The sequence below is a fragment of the Treponema sp. C6A8 genome (genome assembly GCF_000619925.1).
Classification (GTDB): domain Bacteria; phylum Spirochaetota; class Spirochaetia; order Treponematales; family Treponemataceae; genus Treponema_D.
In genome coordinates, this window is the sequence record NZ_JHVB01000006.1 from 58,470 (window position 1) to 76,183 (window position 17,714).

At 34.0% G+C, this 17,714-nt stretch carries 16 protein-coding genes; all 16 read left to right on the forward strand.

What is annotated here, in order from left to right; translation table 11 throughout:
• Positions 1–4 precede the first annotated feature (4 nt).
• The 16 genes from T530_RS0106220 to T530_RS13725 all read left to right on the forward strand — a co-directional run bounded on the left by T530_RS0106220 (position 5) and on the right by T530_RS13725 (position 17,714).
• Positions 5–1,228: an AAA family ATPase gene (locus tag T530_RS0106220; RefSeq protein WP_027728268.1), complete on the forward strand. Its 1,224-nt coding sequence runs from the start codon at positions 5–7 to the stop codon at positions 1,226–1,228.
• Positions 1,225–1,902 (forward strand): retron system putative HNH endonuclease, encoded by a 678-nt coding sequence (locus tag T530_RS0106225; protein ID WP_051537856.1) that lies wholly within the window; start codon positions 1,225–1,227, stop codon positions 1,900–1,902. Before T530_RS0106220 ends, T530_RS0106225 begins: the two co-directional genes overlap by 4 nt.
• 24 nt (positions 1,903–1,926) lie before the next feature.
• The gene (locus tag T530_RS0106230; RefSeq protein ID WP_027728270.1) at positions 1,927–3,492 is read left to right on the forward strand and encodes a class I SAM-dependent DNA methyltransferase; all 1,566 of its coding nucleotides are present in this window, start codon (positions 1,927–1,929) and stop codon (positions 3,490–3,492) included.
• Between the two features lie 11 nt (positions 3,493–3,503).
• Positions 3,504–4,370, forward strand: coding sequence for a Bro-N domain-containing protein (locus T530_RS0106235; RefSeq protein ID WP_027728271.1), 867 nt, complete (start codon positions 3,504–3,506; stop codon positions 4,368–4,370).
• On the forward strand, positions 4,371–5,525 hold the full coding sequence (locus T530_RS14975) for a restriction endonuclease subunit S (RefSeq protein WP_081773680.1): 1,155 nt from the start codon (positions 4,371–4,373) through the stop codon (positions 5,523–5,525).
• Positions 5,526–5,535: 10 nt separating this feature from the next.
• Positions 5,536–7,956: an AAA family ATPase gene (locus tag T530_RS0106245; RefSeq protein ID WP_027728272.1), complete on the forward strand. Its 2,421-nt coding sequence runs from the start codon at positions 5,536–5,538 to the stop codon at positions 7,954–7,956.
• Between the two features lie 106 nt (positions 7,957–8,062).
• Positions 8,063–8,311 carry a hypothetical protein gene (locus tag T530_RS15230; RefSeq protein ID WP_081773681.1) on the forward strand — a complete coding sequence of 83 codons (249 nt, stop codon included), beginning with the start codon at positions 8,063–8,065 and terminating at the stop codon, positions 8,309–8,311.
• Positions 8,312–8,323: 12 nt separating this feature from the next.
• On the forward strand, positions 8,324–8,473 hold the full coding sequence (gene rhuM, locus T530_RS15235) for a RhuM family protein (protein WP_081773682.1): 150 nt from the start codon (positions 8,324–8,326) through the stop codon (positions 8,471–8,473).
• A gap of 64 nt (positions 8,474–8,537) precedes the next feature.
• The gene (gene fic / locus T530_RS0106255) at positions 8,538–9,416 is read left to right on the forward strand and encodes a protein adenylyltransferase Fic (protein ID WP_027728273.1); all 879 of its coding nucleotides are present in this window, start codon (positions 8,538–8,540) and stop codon (positions 9,414–9,416) included.
• Positions 9,417–9,420: 4 nt separating this feature from the next.
• A complete protein-coding gene (locus tag T530_RS0106260) occupies positions 9,421–12,567 on the forward strand; it encodes a type I restriction endonuclease subunit R (protein WP_027728274.1) in 3,147 nt (1,048 codons plus the stop codon).
• On the forward strand, positions 12,530–13,957 hold the full coding sequence (locus T530_RS13720) for a P-loop NTPase fold protein (RefSeq protein ID WP_252507356.1): 1,428 nt from the start codon (positions 12,530–12,532) through the stop codon (positions 13,955–13,957). The genes T530_RS0106260 and T530_RS13720 overlap by 38 nt, the downstream gene beginning before the upstream one ends.
• A gap of 457 nt (positions 13,958–14,414) precedes the next feature.
• Positions 14,415–14,984: a hypothetical protein gene (locus T530_RS0106270; RefSeq protein WP_156011564.1), complete on the forward strand. Its 570-nt coding sequence runs from the start codon at positions 14,415–14,417 to the stop codon at positions 14,982–14,984.
• Entirely contained in the window at positions 14,981–15,409 is a 429-nt protein-coding gene (locus tag T530_RS0106275; protein WP_027728276.1) for a hypothetical protein, read from the forward strand. The genes T530_RS0106270 and T530_RS0106275 overlap by 4 nt, the downstream gene beginning before the upstream one ends.
• 314 nt (positions 15,410–15,723) lie before the next feature.
• Complete coding sequence (locus T530_RS15300; RefSeq protein WP_256380935.1) at positions 15,724–15,855, forward strand: hypothetical protein; 132 nt, start codon at positions 15,724–15,726, stop codon at positions 15,853–15,855.
• A 24-nt stretch (positions 15,856–15,879) separates the two neighbouring features.
• Positions 15,880–17,151: an ATP/GTP-binding protein gene (locus T530_RS0106280; RefSeq protein ID WP_027728277.1), complete on the forward strand. Its 1,272-nt coding sequence runs from the start codon at positions 15,880–15,882 to the stop codon at positions 17,149–17,151.
• 2 nt (positions 17,152–17,153) lie between these two features.
• The gene (locus T530_RS13725; RefSeq protein ID WP_051537860.1) at positions 17,154–17,714 is read left to right on the forward strand and encodes an RloB domain-containing protein; all 561 of its coding nucleotides are present in this window, start codon (positions 17,154–17,156) and stop codon (positions 17,712–17,714) included.

The window sequence follows — 17,714 nt, forward strand, 5'->3', positions numbered from 1 at the left end:
TAAAATGATAAAAATAAGAAGTCTTCATCTGGAAAATTACAGAGGATTTACAGATACAACAATAGAATTTGGAGATCATATAACTTGTATTGCAGGTATTAATGGAGCTGGAAAAAGCTCTGTTTTATGTGCTTTATCTAGAGTCTTGGAATCATTATATACATCTTTTCCAAAGGAAGCATTTATAAAATCTACGGATATTAATAAAAATGCAAAAGATAAAGAAGCAAAAATTGAACTTAGTCTTTTATTAGATGATGAAAACTGTATCCGCCAGATAAATAGCAAGGGAATTACATTTTTTGAAGATAAATCTTTTACAGATTATAAAAAGTCTCATAATTTTATTATCTCATATTATAGTGTAAATCGCTCAGAACTTGATGTTGATGTATCTATAGATCAGGAAAAAGATTTAAGTGACAAAAAGGAGGCAATGACAAATGCTTTCAATTCTGTTACACATTATAAAGAATTCTTCCAGTGGTTCCGTGATCGAGAAGACCGTGAAAATGCCATCAAACTGGAAAAGTACGAAAACGGCGATACTAAAACAATCTTTGAAGATATTGAATTAAAAGCAGTGCGCAATGCTATTTCTGTTTTGACACCTGATTTTTCAAAAATGAAAATGGATAAAAACAGACAGTCTGTTCTTATCACAAAAGGAAATACTTCTATAGATTTTTCAACCTTATCAGACGGTGAAAAAGGCGTTATCACCCTTTTCGGCGACATAGCTCGACGCTTGGCTATTGCAAATGAAACTTTTGAAAATCCACTTGAAGGAAATGGAATAATCCTTATTGATGAAATTGATTTGCACCTGCATCCAAGCTGGCAGAGAAAGATTTGCCACGCATTAGTTAAAACATTTCCTAACTGTCAGTTTGTAATTACAACTCATTCACCTCAGATTCTTGGTGAACTCAAAACTGATGAAATCTGGCTTTTGAATGACTTTAATGTTTACCATCCGGATTCAAGTTTTGGTCTTACTTCAAACCAGATTCTTGATGAGGTTATGGATGTAATAGATGGAGATTTCTCTCTAAGCCGGGATTCTACAATTGCAAAAAAATTGCAGGATTTAAATCTTGCAATGGAGACTGAAAAGTTTGCTGAAGCGAAAAAGATAATTGCAGAAATTGAAGAAACTACAGGTACAAATCTTCACGAAGCAGAAAGCTGCAAAATTGCCCTTGAAATGATGGAGAGCGAAGAATGATTTATATTCAAAAGCATAGCTCTCCAAAAGTTTTGATAGAACTTAAAAAAGAAATCTCCAAAGGAAAATCTTTTGAATCAGTAATAGAAACTCTGAAAAGTCAAAACAAAACTGTTGATTTTTATGACAATATTTCTGATAAAGAGCCTATTAGAGAATCGTTGTTAGACGAGCAGAATAATTTATGCGCTTATTGCATGGCTTCCATCTCAAAAGATGATATGAAAATCGAACATTTCAAATCTCAATCTGTATATCCACAATATCAACTGGATTATTCAAATATGCTAGGCTGCTGCAAAGGAAATGAAGGGAAACCGAATAAACTTCAAACCTGTGATTCTTATAAGGGAAACAAGGAACTGTCACTAAATCCATCTGTAAAAGCAGATTTTGAAAAGATGGAACTGATTTACCTTGAGGATGGAACAATTTCTTCTCGTAATGAATCTTTTAATAAAGAACTTGATGATGTTTTAAACTTAAATGCAGCTTCCTTAAAAGCAAAACGCAAAGAAATGATAGACTCCGCAAAGCAGCAACTCAACTATAAAAATAATTCTAGAAGTAAAGCTTTTATAGAGAAACTGATTCAGAAATACAAAACACAGCATAAGCCGTACTATGGAGCTGCTGTGTATTATTTGGAAAAGAAATTGAAGAATGCGAAATAACAAAATCAAAAAAAGGATACATAGATGGCAAAAGCAAAAAAACAAGTCAGCTTTGAAGACGCTCTCTGGGGCGCATGCGATAAGCTTCGCGGAACAGTTGAACCAGCAGAATATAAACACGTTGTACTTAGTCTAATCTTCTTAAAATTCGTAAATGATAAATTTGATGCCCGCCGTCAGGAACTAAAGGACGAAGGGAAAGAAAAATACATCGATGTTCAGTCATTCTACACAATGAAGAATGTTTTCTTTGTGCCGGAAGAAAGCCGCTGGTCATTTATCATGCAGAATGCAAAGCTGAATGATATTGCCCTTAAAATTGACACAGCATTAAACACAATTGAAAAGCAAAATCCATCTCTAAAAGGCGCACTTCCAGATAACTATTATTCTCGACTTGGAATTGATGTTTCAAAGCTTGCGGCGCTCTTAGATGAAATAAACAACATTCAGACAAATACAGATAAAGAAAACGACATTATGGGCCGTGTTTACGAATACTTCCTTACAAAGTTTGCTCTCCAGGAAGGTAAGGGAAAGGGAGAATTCTATACGCCAAAATCCGTTGTAAACCTGATTGCAGAAATGATTGAACCATACAAGGGAAAAATCTATGACCCTTGCTGCGGTTCTGGCGGTATGTTCGTTCAGTCGCTTAAGTTTGTAGAAAATCATGCCGGAAATTCAAAAGACATTTCTGTATATGGTCAGGAAGGAACAACTACAACCTATAAGCTTGCAAAGATGAATCTTGCCATCCGTGGTATTCCCTGCGACCTTGGCGAAAAAGCTGCCAACACTTTTACAAACGACCTTCACAAAGATTTACGCGCTGATTACATAATGGCTAATCCACCTTTTAATCAAAAAGACTGGCGTGCAGAAAATGAACTTGTAAACGATGCCCGCTGGAACGGCTATTCAGTTCCGCCAACAAGCAATGCAAACTATGGCTGGATTTTGCACATGGTTTCAAAACTCAGCACTAACGGAACCGCAGGCTTTCTTCTTGCAAACGGTGCATTGAGTGGCGAAGGACAGGAATTAGAAATCCGCAAGCAGCTGATTGAAAACAATCTTGTAGAAGCAATTGTAATTCTTCCAAGAAATCTTTTTTATACAACTGATATTTCCGTAACTCTCTGGATTTTGAACAAAAACAAAAAAAGCCGAACAGTTGAACAAAATGGAAAAATCAAAAATTACCGCAACCGTGAAGATGAAGTTCTCTTTATGGATCTTCGCCAGATGGGAAGTCCATTCGAAAAAAAATACATCGAGCTTACTCAGGAAGACCGAGACAAAGTAACAACAACCTTCCACGCATGGCAGCAGGCCGGAGCAAACGAAACTTACAAAGATATCCCGGAATTCTGCTACAGCGCAAATAAAAAGGAAATTGTAGAAAAAGGCTACAATCTTTTTCCAAGCCGCTACATTGAATTTGTAAACCGCGATGAAACACAGGACTATGATTCAGCAATGAAGGCTCTTCAATCAGAATTGACAGACCTCCTTAAACAGGAAGAAGAAAGCAAAAAAGAACTGCTTGGTGTTTTCAAAGACTTAGGCTACGAAATTAAGCTGTAGGAGTACGGAATATGACAGAAAACACACAGATAAAACTGTTTGAAGACAAAAAAGTCCGTACCCTTTGGGATAAAGAAAGCGAAGAATGGTATTTTTCGGTTGTGGATGTCGTTGCTGTTTTGACGGAAAGCAAAGATGCTCCAGCCTATTGGCGAAAATTAAAACAGCGTCTCAAAGAAGAAGGAAATGAAACCGTGACAAATTGTCACGCTTTGAAAATGCCAGCTCCAGATGGAAAAATGCGTCTTACGGATTGCCTTAATACCGAGCAGCTTTTTCGCCTGATTCAGTCAATTCCTTCTCCAAAGGCTGAACCATTTAAACTCTGGATGGCGCAGGTAGCAAAAGAACGTCTTGATGAAATGCAGGATCCTGAGCAGGGAATTCAGCGGGCTTTGGCAGAATACCGGGCTTTAGGATACTCGGAAAACTGGATAAATCAGCGACTCAAATCTATAGAAATTCGCAAAGACCTTACTGACGAATGGAAAAAGCGCGGCCTAAAAGAAGGCGTTCAGTTTGCCACTCTTACCGACATTATTTACAAAACTTGGGCAGGCAAAACTGCAAAAGAATACAAGGAATACAAAGGGCTTAAAAAAGAGAATCTACGCGATAACATGACAAACAAGGAACTTGTCTTGAATATGCTGGCAGAACTTTCTACAAAAGAAATTTCTGAATCCAACGACCCTAAAAATTTTAGCGACCATGTAAAAAATGCAGTAGACGGCGCAAGTATTGCAAAAAATGCCCGCATTGAACTCGAGCAGAAAACAGGTAAGAAAGTCGTTACGCCACTCAATGCAAGAGACGGCATCGGACTTACAGAAGATACAAAGGCCTCTGTTTTTTTGGAAGATGAGGAAGAAAAGTAGATGAGTGCAAATTATAAAAAACTTGGGGATTATATACAGACTGTTGATGTACGCAATTCTGATTTAAAAGTTTCTCATTTGCTTGGATTAAGCATAGAAAAATGTTTTATCGAATCTATTGCAAATACAATCGGAACTGATTTTAGACCATACAAAATTGTCAAAAGGGGCCAGTTTGCCTATGGCCCAGTTACTTCTCGCAATGGTGATAAAATTACAATTGCGCTTTTGAAAGAAGCCGATGTTTGCATTATTTCCAGTTCCTATTCTGTTTTCGAAATCACTGATACGACAAAACTTCTGCCCGAATATCTTATGCTTTGGTTCAGCCGCCCAGAGTTTGACCGATATGCCCGCTATAAATCTCACGGAAGTGTCCGTGAAATTTTTGACTGGGATGAAATGTGCCGAGTAGAGCTTCCAGTTCCCGACCTAAAAGAACAAGAAAAAATCGTAAAAACCTACAACACCATCACAAAACGCATCCACCTTAAGCAGAAGATAAATGAAAATCTGGAAAAGACGGCAATACTAAAATTTGAGAATATGCTTGATAATGAGTCTCTTGAAAAGAGAAGTATTAAGGTCGAATCAATTTGTGAAGTAAAAGGTGGCAAGAGATTACCATTAGATTCAGACTTAATTGAAAATAGGAATTCTCATCCGTATATACGAATTCGTGATTTAAAAGAAAATTGCTTTGTTATGTTGAACAAAGAATTTCTATATGTTGATGAAGAAACCCAAAAAGAAATTGCAAGATATATAACAGAAACTAATGATTTATTGATTTCGATTGTAGGTACAATTGGACTTACCGCGCTAGTTCATAAATCGCTTGATAAAGCAAATCTTACGGAAAATTGTGTAAAACTTACAAAGATGAAAAAACTTATTCCAGAATATGTTCTCATCTATTTGAGAACTAAAGCTGGACAATCTGCAATTTCTCAAGCAACAGTTGGAGCTGTTCAAGCAAAGTTACCTTTGAAAAATATTCTGAATTTGGATATTCCATTTTTCGAAGATTCGATTATAAAAGAATACAATGATTTTTTAAGAAAAACTTTCATTTGTATTTCAAATAATTTGGAAGAGATTATAAAATTACAATCTTTTGGGCAGCTGGTAATTTCTCGCATAAGCGGAATGTAAGGGATAATATATGAATAAGATTGAAGAAATCAATATAAAGAATCTTGCTGTATTTAAGGATTTTGTTTGGAAAAATTCTGTTAAAACAAAAGAAGGTCAAAAAGTAAATTTATCGGATATAAATATTTTTTATGGTAGAAACTATTCAGGGAAAACAACACTGTCTAGAATTTTTAGAGCATTTGAAACAGGTTCAATTTCTGATAAATACACACTGCCAGAATTTTCATTAAAACTGAAGGGTGAAGATACAAAACTAACACAAAACGATATTTCAAATAAAAAAGATTTCAGAGTTTTTAATGAAGATTTTATAAAAGATAATTTATCATTTATAGTTGATTCGGAAAAGGATATAAAATCATTTGCAATATTAGGAGATGATAATAATCGTATACTAGGCGAAATAGATGTGCTCAAATCTGAGCTTGGGGATAATGAAGAAGGAAAAGAAAAGACTGGATTGTATAAAACATTAGAAGAATTACAATCCCAATACAAAAATTTAGATGATGAATATAAAACTGCCTCTCAAGGTTTAGAAAATATGCTAAAAATTGAGGCTCTTGATACCCAAAAGGGAATAAAATATCAGTCAGATTTATACGGTGATCAGAATTATACAATTGCAAAGCTAAAAAATGATATTCAAACAGTTTTGGAAAATACCTACACTCCTTTGACAACTGAACAAGTAGAAGAATTTAAGGCATTATTAAAGGAAGAAATAAAACCAACAATAAGCGAAAAAGAGGACATTTTAAAGTATTTATCACTTTCAGAAAGTGTAAAAGAATTAGTTGAACGTAAAATAGAATCGTCTCAAAAAATTCAAGAATTAGTTGAAAATTCTCTTTTGAATGATTGGGTAAAGAAAGGAAAAGAACTTCAAAAAGGTAGAACCGTTTGTGCTTTTTGTGGGAATCCAATTTCTCATGAACGTTGGGAGTTGTTACAAAAACATTTCAATGAAGAAGTCGAAAAATTAGATTTAGATTCGGTTTCATTGATTAAGAAATTAGAAAGCGAAATCTTAAACATTGATAAAATATGTAGTATTGATGAAAAAGACTTTTATTATGCTCAACAGTCTACTTTAAATGAAATAAAACAATTATTTACAGATTTTTCAAGCTTATACAAAGAAGCTATAAGAGAATTAATGGATAAAGTTGTTTATAAGAAAGAACACGTTTTTGATACTGTTGTATTTACGGATATGCATAATTTCTCAGAGACTTTTGAAAATATTAAAAATTCTTATAATAATTTAGTTTCTGAAACAAACGAATATGCAAAAAAACTAAGTTCAAATAAAAAAGAAGCTCGAGAAAATCTAAAATTTAATGAGGTCTATAATTTTATCAAGACAATAAATTATACAAAGCTAGAAAAAGATATATGCAAAAAGTTGAATGCAGCTAATTCAAAGAAAGCAGAATTAGACAGATTAAACATAATAATTCTAAAAAAGTTAGATGCTATTTCAAAAAAACAAGAAGAACTAAATGATGAAGAAAAGGGAGCAAGAAAAGTAAATGAATATCTCTCTAATTTTTTTGGAAATAGTTCTTTACAATTAAAAGCTGTACGCAAAGAAGAGATTCAAGAAGAAGATGATAATAGGCATTTGTACTTTGAAATCCAAAGAAATGGAGAAAAAGCTTATAATATGAGTGAAGGAGAATGTAGTCTAGTTGCATTCTGCTATTTTATGGCAAAACTTGAGGATATAAATACAAATGGGAAAAAGCCAATTATTTGGATTGATGACCCAATTTCTAGTCTAGATAGCAATCATATATTCTTTATGTATTCTCTTATCTCTGAGAAAATTGCTTTAAATAAAAATTTTGAACAATTATTTATTTCTACACATAACTTGGATTTTTTGAAATATTTGAAAAGGTTAAAATGTAATTTTTTGCAACAAGATGCTAGATTGATACCTACAAATAAAGCGTTTTTTTTAATTTCTAGAAATGGCAACACATCAACAATTAAATTGATGCCTCAATATATGAAAGACTTTGTAACTGAATTTAATTATTTATTTAACGAAGTTTATAAATGTGCAAATATAGAAAATCCAAACGATGAGAACTATTCTTCAATATTTAATTTTGGCAATAATGCAAGAAAATTTTTAGAGATATATTTGTTTTATAAATTTCCTGATAACTCAGATGATCGTGAAAAGCAAAAAAAGTTTTTTAATTCATCTGAATTACCAGTATTTTTGAACGAGCGGATAAACAATGAATACTCACATTTAAATGGGGATATAGAAAGAGCAACCTTGCCGATAGAAGTCCCAGAAATAAAAAGAGATGCACAATTAATTCTAAATAGATTAAAAGCATTAGATTTAGAACAATATAATGCGTTATTAAATAGTATAGGCGTCACTGTAGAATCTACATCTAGTTAATTAGATTAGAGGGGCGTTGCGGGGTATCCCCGCTAGAAGGGGTAGCGAGCAACGAAGTGCGAGCGAGGGGGAGACTTCCCCCTCCTAAAAAAAAAAGAGGATGAAAATGGCAGAAAATAAAACTGGCGAAATTGTAATTTTTAAGACCTCAGATGACAAAGTTTCAGTAGATGTCAGATTTGAAGGAGGAACTGTCTGGCTTACTATTGACGATATGGCTTCTCTTTTTGAAAAATCTCGTTCAACTATAAATGAGCATATTCTGAATATTTTTGAAGAAGGAGAGCTTGAAAAGGAAAACGTAGTGAGAAAAATCGGAAATTCCGATTTTTCTACTAAGCCTACCAATTACTAAAACCTTGATGTAATAATTTCGGTTGGGTATAGGGTTAAGTCTTTGAGGAGAACTCAGTTCCGCCAGTGGGCAACAAAACGACTAAATGAATATATCCGCAAAGGCTTTACTATGGACGACGAACGGCTGAAAGAAGCTGGTAAAATCAGCCATTTATATTGAAACTCTTAAAGAATTAAAGAGTATTGAAAATAAGGGTAAGAAGGAATAAAGGGAGACTGATGTTATGAGTAAAATTTCAACTCGCTTTTTTAATGACCGCGAAGTTCGCGCTGTTTGGGATGAGGAGAATTCTAAATGGTGGTTTTCTGCGATTGATATTATAAGGGCAATAAACAATGAAGAAGATTATGTAAAGGCAGGAAACTACTGGCGATGGCTAAAAAAGAAATTTAGCTCAGAAGGAGTTCAACTCGTGAGTATCACTCACGACTTCAAATTTACAGCTCCAGACGGTAAAAAGCGTGCGGCAGATGCCCTTGATTATGACTGTGTTCAGATTCTTGCAAAGCATTTTCCTAATAACAATGCCGTCAAATTTCTTGATTGGTTCAATTACAGCAACAACACGATTGACGGACAAAGCAAGAAAAAAGCCTATACATTTTTAAATAGTGATTTGGTTTCGGATGAAGATGTTGGAACTACAAAGGCTTTACAACAGATTCATGCGTATAATTTTGGCGGTCTTTATGATTTTGCAGGAAAAATAAGAACAAAAACTATAAGCAAAGGGGATTTTACTTTTTGCGTTGCTCAGTATCTGAATGAGGCATTGGCGAATATAGACAAAATGAGCGAAAACTCTTTTGATGAAATTGTAGATAAATATGTAGAAATGAATGTGGCTCATCCTTTTATGGAAGGAAATGGTCGCAGCACACGAATATGGCTTGATTTGATTTTGAAAAAACGCCTTAAAAAGTGCGTAGACTGGAGTAAAATTGGCAAGAATGAATATTTACAGGCTATGATGGAAAGTCATTCTGACAGTACAAAGATTCGTGACCTTTTAAAAAACGCTTTGACCGATAAAATTGATGACCGCGAAATGTTTATGAAAGGCATTGATTATTCATATTATTATGAGGAAGTGGAGGAGTAAAATCATGCAATTCACCGAACACAGTCTTGAACTTTCCATAATGGAGCTCTTTGAAAACGAAGGATATACTCACCAGACTGGGCAGGATATTCACCGCCAAAAGACTGATGTTCTTCTGCCTGAATTGCTTGCGACATTTTTGCGCCATCGATATGCTACTGATTTTCTGTCTGAAAGTGAAATCTCTTCCATTATTACTCAGCTCAAAAACATAAGCGGTTCTGATTACGATGCAAATAAGCGGATGCTGGATTTAATCTGCAACGGTTTTACTTTCCGCCGGGAAGACACAGGAACCAAAGGTTCCTGGCAGAAAGACCTTTTTATTCAGCTTATTGATTTTGAAGAGCCTGAACGAAACTTTTTTGAAATTGTAAATCAGGTTGAGATTCAGGGGCGGGAACAGCTCCGTATTCCAGACGGTATTGTTTATGTAAATGGACTTCCTCTTGTGGTTCTTGAGTTTAAGTCGGCAATCAAAGAAAACACAACAATTGAAGATGCTTATAAACAGCTTACAATCCGCTACCGCCGCGATATCCCAGAACTTTTCAAATATAACGCTTTTGTTGTAATCAGCGATGGAGTAAATAATAAGATTGGCTCGCTCTTTAGCCCTTACGAATATTTTTATGCCTGGCGTAAAGTTGAAAGCACAGACAAGGAAGTTGATGGAATCTCTTCTCTTATCACAATGATAAAAGGGCTTTTCCGAAAAGACAGGCTTGTAAAAGTTATAAAAGATTTTGTTTACTTTCCTGATTCCAGCGATAAGGAAACAAAAATTGTCTGCCGTTATCCTCAGTTCTTTGCTGCTGAATCTTTATATAAAAGCATTGGTTCTGCAATTCGACCAAATGGAAATGGTAAAGGCGGTATTTACTTTGGTGCTACCGGCTGTGGTAAAAGCTATACCATGGTTTTCTTAAGCAGGCTTTTGATGAAGTCGCGCGAATTGAACAGCCCGACTATTGTTGTAATTACTGACCGAACAGACTTGGATGCTCAGCTTAGCAAAATCTTTATTGAAAGTAAAAACTATATTGGCGATGAAAATGTTGAATGTATTGAAAGCCGTGCACTATTAAAAGAAAAACTTGAGGACAGAAAAAGTGGCGGCGTCTTCCTCACTACAATTCAAAAATTCTGTGAGGATATAAAACTTCTTTCTGAGCGTTCTAATATTATCTGTATTAGTGATGAAGCTCACCGTAGTCAGAATAATCTTGAAGAGAAAACTGTAATTACAGATAACGGCGTTGAACACAAATACGGCTTTGCAAAATATCTGCATGATTCACTTCCTAACGCAACTTATGTCGGTTTTACAGGAACTCCAATTGATGAAATGGCTCAAGTCTTTGGTGATGTTGTTGAATCCTACACGATGAAAGAATCAGTTGCCGACGGAATTACTGTAAATCTTGTTTATGAAGGTCGTGCCGCTAAAGTAATTCTGGATCAGAAGAAAGTCCGCGAGATTGAAGAGTATTATGCTCAGTGCGAGGATGAAGGTGCAAACGAAGCTCAGATTGCCGCAAGTAAAAAGGCAGTTGCAAATCTTGATGCAATTATTGGTGATGATGATGTAGTTGCAGAAGTTGCCCAGGATTTTATTAATCATTATGAAACTCGTGTCCGTGAAGGCGCAACGGTTGAAGGCAAAGCAATGTTTGTTTGCTCAAACCGAGAGATTGCTTATAAGCTCTGGCAGAAGATTGTTGAGCTTCGTCCTGAATGGAATGTTCCTCGTGCACTCCCTGAGCATGTCGAAGGGGGCGACAAAGACTATAAATCAATCGAAAAAATCAAAATGGTTATGACCGAGAACAAGGCAAAAGATACAAAAGGACTTTTTGAACTTCTCGGAAATCATGAATACAGAAGAGAACTGGACCGCCAGTTTAAGAAGGTTGAATCAAACTTTAAGATTGCAATTGTAGTTGATATGTGGATAACAGGCTTTGATGTTCCTTCTCTTGATACAATCTACATTTACAAGCCATTGCAGAAGCATACTTTGATTCAGACAATCAGCCGTGTAAACAGAACATACAAAGGCAAAGACCGCGGTTTGATTGTAGACTACATCGGAATCAAACGAGCCATGAATGAAGCCCTCAAAAAATATACCGGCGATGATAATGAAGAGTTTGAAGATACAGATAAAGCCGTTGCAATTGTAAAAGACCAGATTAGCGTTCTGGATGCAATGTTTAATGAGTTTGATTCTTCTGATTATTACAATGAAAGTCCACTTAAGCAGCTTGAATGTTTGAATAAAGCAGTTGAATTTGTTCAGGCAAGTGAAGAATTAGAAAAGAGATTTATGGATGCAGTTCGCAGAATGAAAAAAGCATTTAACCTTTGTTCTTCCAGCGAGAATATTACCAAAAGTGATAAAGATAAAATCAATTTTTATATTGCGATTCGTTCAATTTTGTTTAAGCTCACAAAAGGTGATGCTCCAGATATTACAACAATGAATCATCATGTTGCACAGTTGATAAATGAAGCAATTAAAGCCGACGGAGTAGAAGAACTCTTCCAAGTTGGAAAGAATGTAAACTTTGACATCTTTACACCAGAATATCTTGAAAAGATAAATGCTATTCAACTTCCAAATACCAAAATCAAAATCTTGCAACAGCTACTTCAGCAGGTAATTGCAGATTATAAACGCACAAATAAAATCAAGGCTATGGAATTCAGCGAGCGAATGAAGAAGCTAGTTGAAGAATACAACAACCGTCACCTTGATGATTTTACTGTTCAGGTTCTTGATGAAGTTACCAAACAGTTAAATGAATTGCTCAATGATATTCAGAAAGATAAAGAACACTTTAAGGAACTAGGAATCAGTTTTGAAGAAAAAGCTTTCTATGACATTCTTGTTAGCTGTGCTCAGAAGTTCCATTTCGAGAATCAATATCCAGATGAAAAGATGAAAGATCTTGCAAAGAAAGTTAAAGCTCTTGTAGATGATAAGACAAAGTATACTGATTGGGACCAGAGAATTGATGTAAAAGCTGAAATGGAAGCCGACTTAATGATTCTTCTGGATGAAAATGGTTATCCACCGGTACCTCGTAACGAAGTTTACAATGAGGTCTTTGAACAGGCTGAAAACTTTAAGAAGTATGCAGAATAGAAAAATAATGAAGCAGGATTACCTTTCCCGTCAGCCATATCTTAACCTTCTCAAATCAATCATCGCTAATCAGAGTAAAAATCCATTCGGCTATTCTTTTGCGATTGACGGTGAATGGGGCTCTGGAAAGACATGGATTTTACAGGAGCTTGAAAAACAGCTTTTAAAAGAGAAAGAAAATAAATATTTAATCTTTCACTACAATGCCTGGGAAAATGATTTCTATGATGAACCGCTAGTTGCAATTCTTTCTGTAATAATTGAAACATTAAAATTACAAAATAAGAGCCTAAAAGAAAAAGGTAGTTTAGGGAAAATATTTTCGTCTTCTATTACAACTCTTACAAAAATTGCTGGTTCAATAATTGAAGCAAAATATAATTTAAATCCTAATGAAATTATTGATTCAGTAAAAGATTCAGGAAAAAATATTTCAGACGCAAAACTTACAAAATCTGATTTTAATAAAATGCTTTCGTTAGAAAATGCTTTAAAACAAATACAAGATGTTCTTAATAAACTAGCAGTTAAACAGCAAATTATTTTTATAGTAGATGAATTAGACCGTTGCTTACCTGAATATGCTATTAAGGTTTTAGAAAGGCTTCATCATATATGTAATGAAATACCTGTAATTCAGATTCTTGCAATAAACAAAAAAGATTTGTCTTTTGGAATTACTAAAGTTTTTGGAATGAATAATCCAGAAATTGATAGAATAAAATTTGCTGATAAGTATTTACAAAAATTTATTCAACTATTTATTCCTTTGACAAATGGAAATTTGAATAATGGAGACGATATTCTTAATGGAATTGATGAGGGATTTTCTGATGCTATAGTAATCAACAAAGAATACTTAATTGAGTTTTATAAAAAACTGATGAATGGAATTACACCAAGAACTCAGGAGTATATTTGTAAACAAGTTTCGTTAACTCATAAATTAACAGTTCTAAGCGGACATGAAATGAAATATTATTCTTATGGGCTTCTCTGCTGTGAATTAATGTACTGCATAAAATACTGTATCTTAAGGGAAAACTCAGACTTTGAAATTCTTAAAGAAGAAGGCCAAATCTACAATTTAAGAGTTTGTAGTACAAGTTTAAAATGTGAAATTATTAGTCCACAACTTTTTTCTTCAAATATTGAATCAATATTTAGAAATGAATACACAACAGTTTATGATGTCTATTTAGGACCTAGAGCACAAGATAAACAATTATCTGCTTTTAGTTGTGATAAAGGATCTGCACAGCTAATGAACTATTTTGTTAAACAATATTATGTTGCAACGAAGTGGCCTCAAGTATATATGATGGATGAAGTTTTTAATTCTGAAAGAGATTTTTTGAAATACTTTAAGGAAATATTAAAGAACTTTTAAAAATTGGTGATATGCTCCGTGTGAACTTTTATCGTCCATCATATAAAAGCATCGGCGATAAATCGGCGATAAACTCACAAATCGGCGATAAACTACAAAGAAAAAATTTGTGCTTATTTGAGTTCTTTGCCAGAGGCCCGTACACAAGATATTGCGTTTTTTATAGGATTAAAGCAATCTCGAACAAAAGACTATCTTGCAGAACTTGTTGGAGAAGGAAAAATTATCTCAAATGGTGCAAACAGGAACAGAACCTATTCTATAAGGAAATGACACCAGACGACATAGAAGACGACAGCCGGCGACACAAAGACATTCTACCATTCAATTGTAAATTTACAATAATTTCTAAAATATTCTAAGTGAGTTGTAAAAAAAATTTTAAATTATAGGTTTAATGAATTTTGTTTTACATATTATAAAATGATGAAAGAGGTAAAACAAAATGAGCTACTTAATGAATAAAGCAAATGATATTGAATATTTCATCGAAGGTATTTCTGCTGTCTGCAATGACAAGAACTTAATTACGAAAAAAGTCAAAGAACGATTTGGCTCTGAATATTCAAAATTAATTGATTATCTCCTTCTATTGGAAAATGAAAAGTTTAATGCAAAAGCTTTCGCTGCAGCACTTAGCAACCGGGAATTAGAAGATGGATTTTTTAGATTTGAACTAAAATGTGCTGAAAAGAATAATCTTGTAATAGTCACAGGATATTCTGATGATTTAATTGAACTTGATGGAGCAATTAAACAGGAAGGAGACTGTTTTAATGGAGAAAATTTTCATCTGGAAAAATACAATGACGAGTGGCTTTTGAAAAAAGGAAATGGTTGTAACAATATTTCAGCAATCTGGTATGACCAGAATAAAACAGCAGAGAATTTAGAAGTAATACCATGGACATATAAGACAGAAATCCCTCATCAATCTTTTTTTGCAAAATATAGAGGAGAAACTTTTTGCGAAGGATTTGTATTTAGCATTGAGGACTTAAATATGGATAATCAGGTGGTCTTATGAGCGGTGGAAGTTTAGATTACTTCTATAGCAGATTTGATGAACCTCTTGAAAAGATTTCTAAAGAAATAAAATGGGGAAAAAACAAGTGGTCTCCAGAAGTGCTTTCAGAATTCCAAGATGCCTTAAAATATTTGAAAATTGCGCAGGTTTATTCTCATGATGTTGAATGGCTTTTAAGTGGTGACTACGGTGATGATTCGTTTCTCGAAAGCATAAAAGAAGAGTTAGAAGAACTGGAAAAGAATCCTGATATAATTGAGCCGCAATTAAAAAGATGCCCACTATGTAAATATTTTAATGGCAAAAGATGTACTAATCACTGGCAGATGGAATATATGGATAAAGAAAGTTTTGAAAAAAGAATAGCAGATGCATCTGATTGCTACGATTTTGAAGAGATTTACGAAGAAGTAGAAAGTCTATGACCTTATAGGAAGAAATCCAGAACAAAGTAGCACTTAAAATCAGAGGGAAGTGAGTTTGTGACAAATTGTCACAAACTGAAATTGTCATCATCAGGAAGATAAGTGCTAATATTTTCTCATAAAATATGCAGATTCTTCAGCGATAAGTGTCAAAAAAATGAAGTTATCGCTGAAGAATCACATAATTTGTATATTTTTATTAGCAAAGTATGTTTATGTCCCGAAAACTGTATATTTTTCGGGACATAAAAATTTTTACATCTTTAAACTAACAGTTTATATCTTTTCTTTTTCAATCAAATTACAATTTCTGTATGAAAAAGAATAATCTGCAAGAACATCACGAAGAAACTTTTGGAAAAGATGAAAGTTATGAAACGATAGTAAAATTCGAAAATACAATACTTAATCCTTGTTTTATCCGTCTAAAAGTGCTATATTTGTAGTAATCCTACAAATACGAGGTGTTTATGCTTTTAGAAATGAGATTTAGTAACTTCTTTTCTATCAAAGATGAAGTTTGCATCGATTTTAAGGCTGGCAATATCAATACAGCAGGTGCAAAAGAATTATCAGATAATATCTTCTCTTTTAATGATGAAACACTCATAAAGGTTCAGGGACTTTTTGGACCTAATGCTTCAGGAAAATCTAGTATTCTAAAAGCAGCAATGTTCTGTAGACTCCTGGTTTTGGATTCATTCCAGAACAATGAAGGTACTATTTTCAACTTTATGCCTTTTAAGTTTGATGGATATTTTGAAAAGCCAAGTACTTTTTATATTGATTTCATAACAGATGGAATAGAATATGAATATTCCTTCTCTATAACTAGAAATGCGATTCTTACAGAGGAACTGTACTATCATCCAAATAAAAGAAAGGTAAAGATTTTTACAAGAGATGAAAGCAAAGGTCCATCTAAAACCGATGTTTATTCTTTTGGAGAAGGACAGTTTGTAAAACCTTTGGATGTAGCTCAAAGTACTGGAAAAAATACTTTGTTCATTAGTAGGGCAAGTCAAATGGACAGAGAGCTTGCAAAGAAAATTTACAACTATTTCAGAACAGAATTATTAATTGGTCTTCCGCAGCTTTCTGGAAAATATGCAGTTGAATTATTCAAGCAGAACAAAGATTTAATTCTTCAGGCATTAAAAATGGCAGATAGTGATATCACAGATATTAATGTCAAAATAGAAAGAACTCCATTATTCTCAGTTACACCTCAAGTAACAAGAAATGGCATCCCTGTTCCATCAAATACAGTGACTCAAGTTGCAGATGTAATCAACTTCTATACTACTCATAAACGGAATCCTGATATCTCATTCCATCTTGAAGGAGAAGAATCCGCCGGAACAATTCAAATATTCAACCTTCTCTTAATTCTTCTTGATGTTTGTAAAAATGGAAAAACACTTATCCTCGATGAGTTTGATGCTAGCCTGCACACTGAACTGGCTCAGTTCATTCTCGATATGGTAAATGCATCTAAATCAGCTCAATTCCTTTTTACAAGTCATAATACAAATCTCCTGGACATCAAAAAGATGAGAAGGGATCAGATTCTTTTTACAAACAAAAAAGAAGATGGTTCCACAGAAGTATATTCTCTTTTTGATTTCAAAGATTTTAGGGAAAACATGGATGCCGAAAAATGTTATCTCCAGGGAAGATTCGATGCTGTGCCTTACATTAATTCTTCCATCAGTATTATTAAAAATCTTTTGGGGGAATAAGCATGGGAAGAGAGAGAAAATCAAATCCTAGAAAAATGCGTCCTCAGTTTCTTGTTCTCTGTGAAGGAGAAACTGAAGAAGCATACATCAACTTTCTGAAACAACGATACAGACTTCCTATCAAAATTGTTTCTAAGATTATAGGAAGCAATATTTCTCCCCGTTTAATTAAGAAACATAAAGAAGAACTATCTGGAAATCCATCTGAAATCAAAACATTCCTAATGTATGATGGAGATGTTCCAGAAGTGCTGGATTCTCTAAAAAAATGTGATGGTATCATGTTGATTAGTAAACCGTGCATTGAAATCTGGTTTATTTCGCATTACAAGAAAGCTCCTGAAACAGAACTTGCCAGTGAGGCTTGTGTAAAACAATTATGTTCAATTGTTGGATGGGAACAGTATAAAAAGGCAGTGCTTACGATCAAACAGCAGGATTCGCTTTGGGATAATCGTATGACAGCTGTTACAAATATGCAGGATAAAACAGAAGTAAATAAAACTTACAGTACCATTTATCAGTTCATTAATATTCTTGAAGAAGAAAAGAATAAGTCCTAA

Bases quoted from the DNA above. Each gene is read 5' to 3' on its own strand.
- T530_RS15300 (WP_256380935.1), top strand. From the start codon at position 15,724: ATGAAAAAGAATAATCTGCAAGAACATCACGAAGAAACTTTTGGAAAA.
- T530_RS0106275 (WP_027728276.1), top strand. From the start codon at position 14,981: ATGAGCGGTGGAAGTTTAGATTACTTCTATAGCAGATTTGATGAACCT.
- T530_RS0106220 (WP_027728268.1), top strand. From the start codon at position 5: ATGATAAAAATAAGAAGTCTTCATCTGGAAAATTACAGAGGATTTACA.
- fic (WP_027728273.1), top strand. From the start codon at position 8,538: ATGAGTAAAATTTCAACTCGCTTTTTTAATGACCGCGAAGTTCGCGCT.
- T530_RS13725 (WP_051537860.1), top strand. From the start codon at position 17,154: ATGGGAAGAGAGAGAAAATCAAATCCTAGAAAAATGCGTCCTCAGTTT.
- T530_RS0106270 (WP_156011564.1), top strand. From the start codon at position 14,415: ATGAATAAAGCAAATGATATTGAATATTTCATCGAAGGTATTTCTGCT.
- T530_RS0106235 (WP_027728271.1), top strand. From the start codon at position 3,504: ATGACAGAAAACACACAGATAAAACTGTTTGAAGACAAAAAAGTCCGT.
- T530_RS0106280 (WP_027728277.1), top strand. From the start codon at position 15,880: ATGCTTTTAGAAATGAGATTTAGTAACTTCTTTTCTATCAAAGATGAA.
- T530_RS15230 (WP_081773681.1), top strand. From the start codon at position 8,063: ATGGCAGAAAATAAAACTGGCGAAATTGTAATTTTTAAGACCTCAGAT.
- T530_RS0106245 (WP_027728272.1), top strand. From the start codon at position 5,536: ATGAATAAGATTGAAGAAATCAATATAAAGAATCTTGCTGTATTTAAG.
- T530_RS0106225 (WP_051537856.1), top strand. From the start codon at position 1,225: ATGATTTATATTCAAAAGCATAGCTCTCCAAAAGTTTTGATAGAACTT.
- T530_RS14975 (WP_081773680.1), top strand. From the start codon at position 4,371: ATGAGTGCAAATTATAAAAAACTTGGGGATTATATACAGACTGTTGAT.
- T530_RS0106230 (WP_027728270.1), top strand. From the start codon at position 1,927: ATGGCAAAAGCAAAAAAACAAGTCAGCTTTGAAGACGCTCTCTGGGGC.
- T530_RS0106260 (WP_027728274.1), top strand. From the start codon at position 9,421: ATGCAATTCACCGAACACAGTCTTGAACTTTCCATAATGGAGCTCTTT.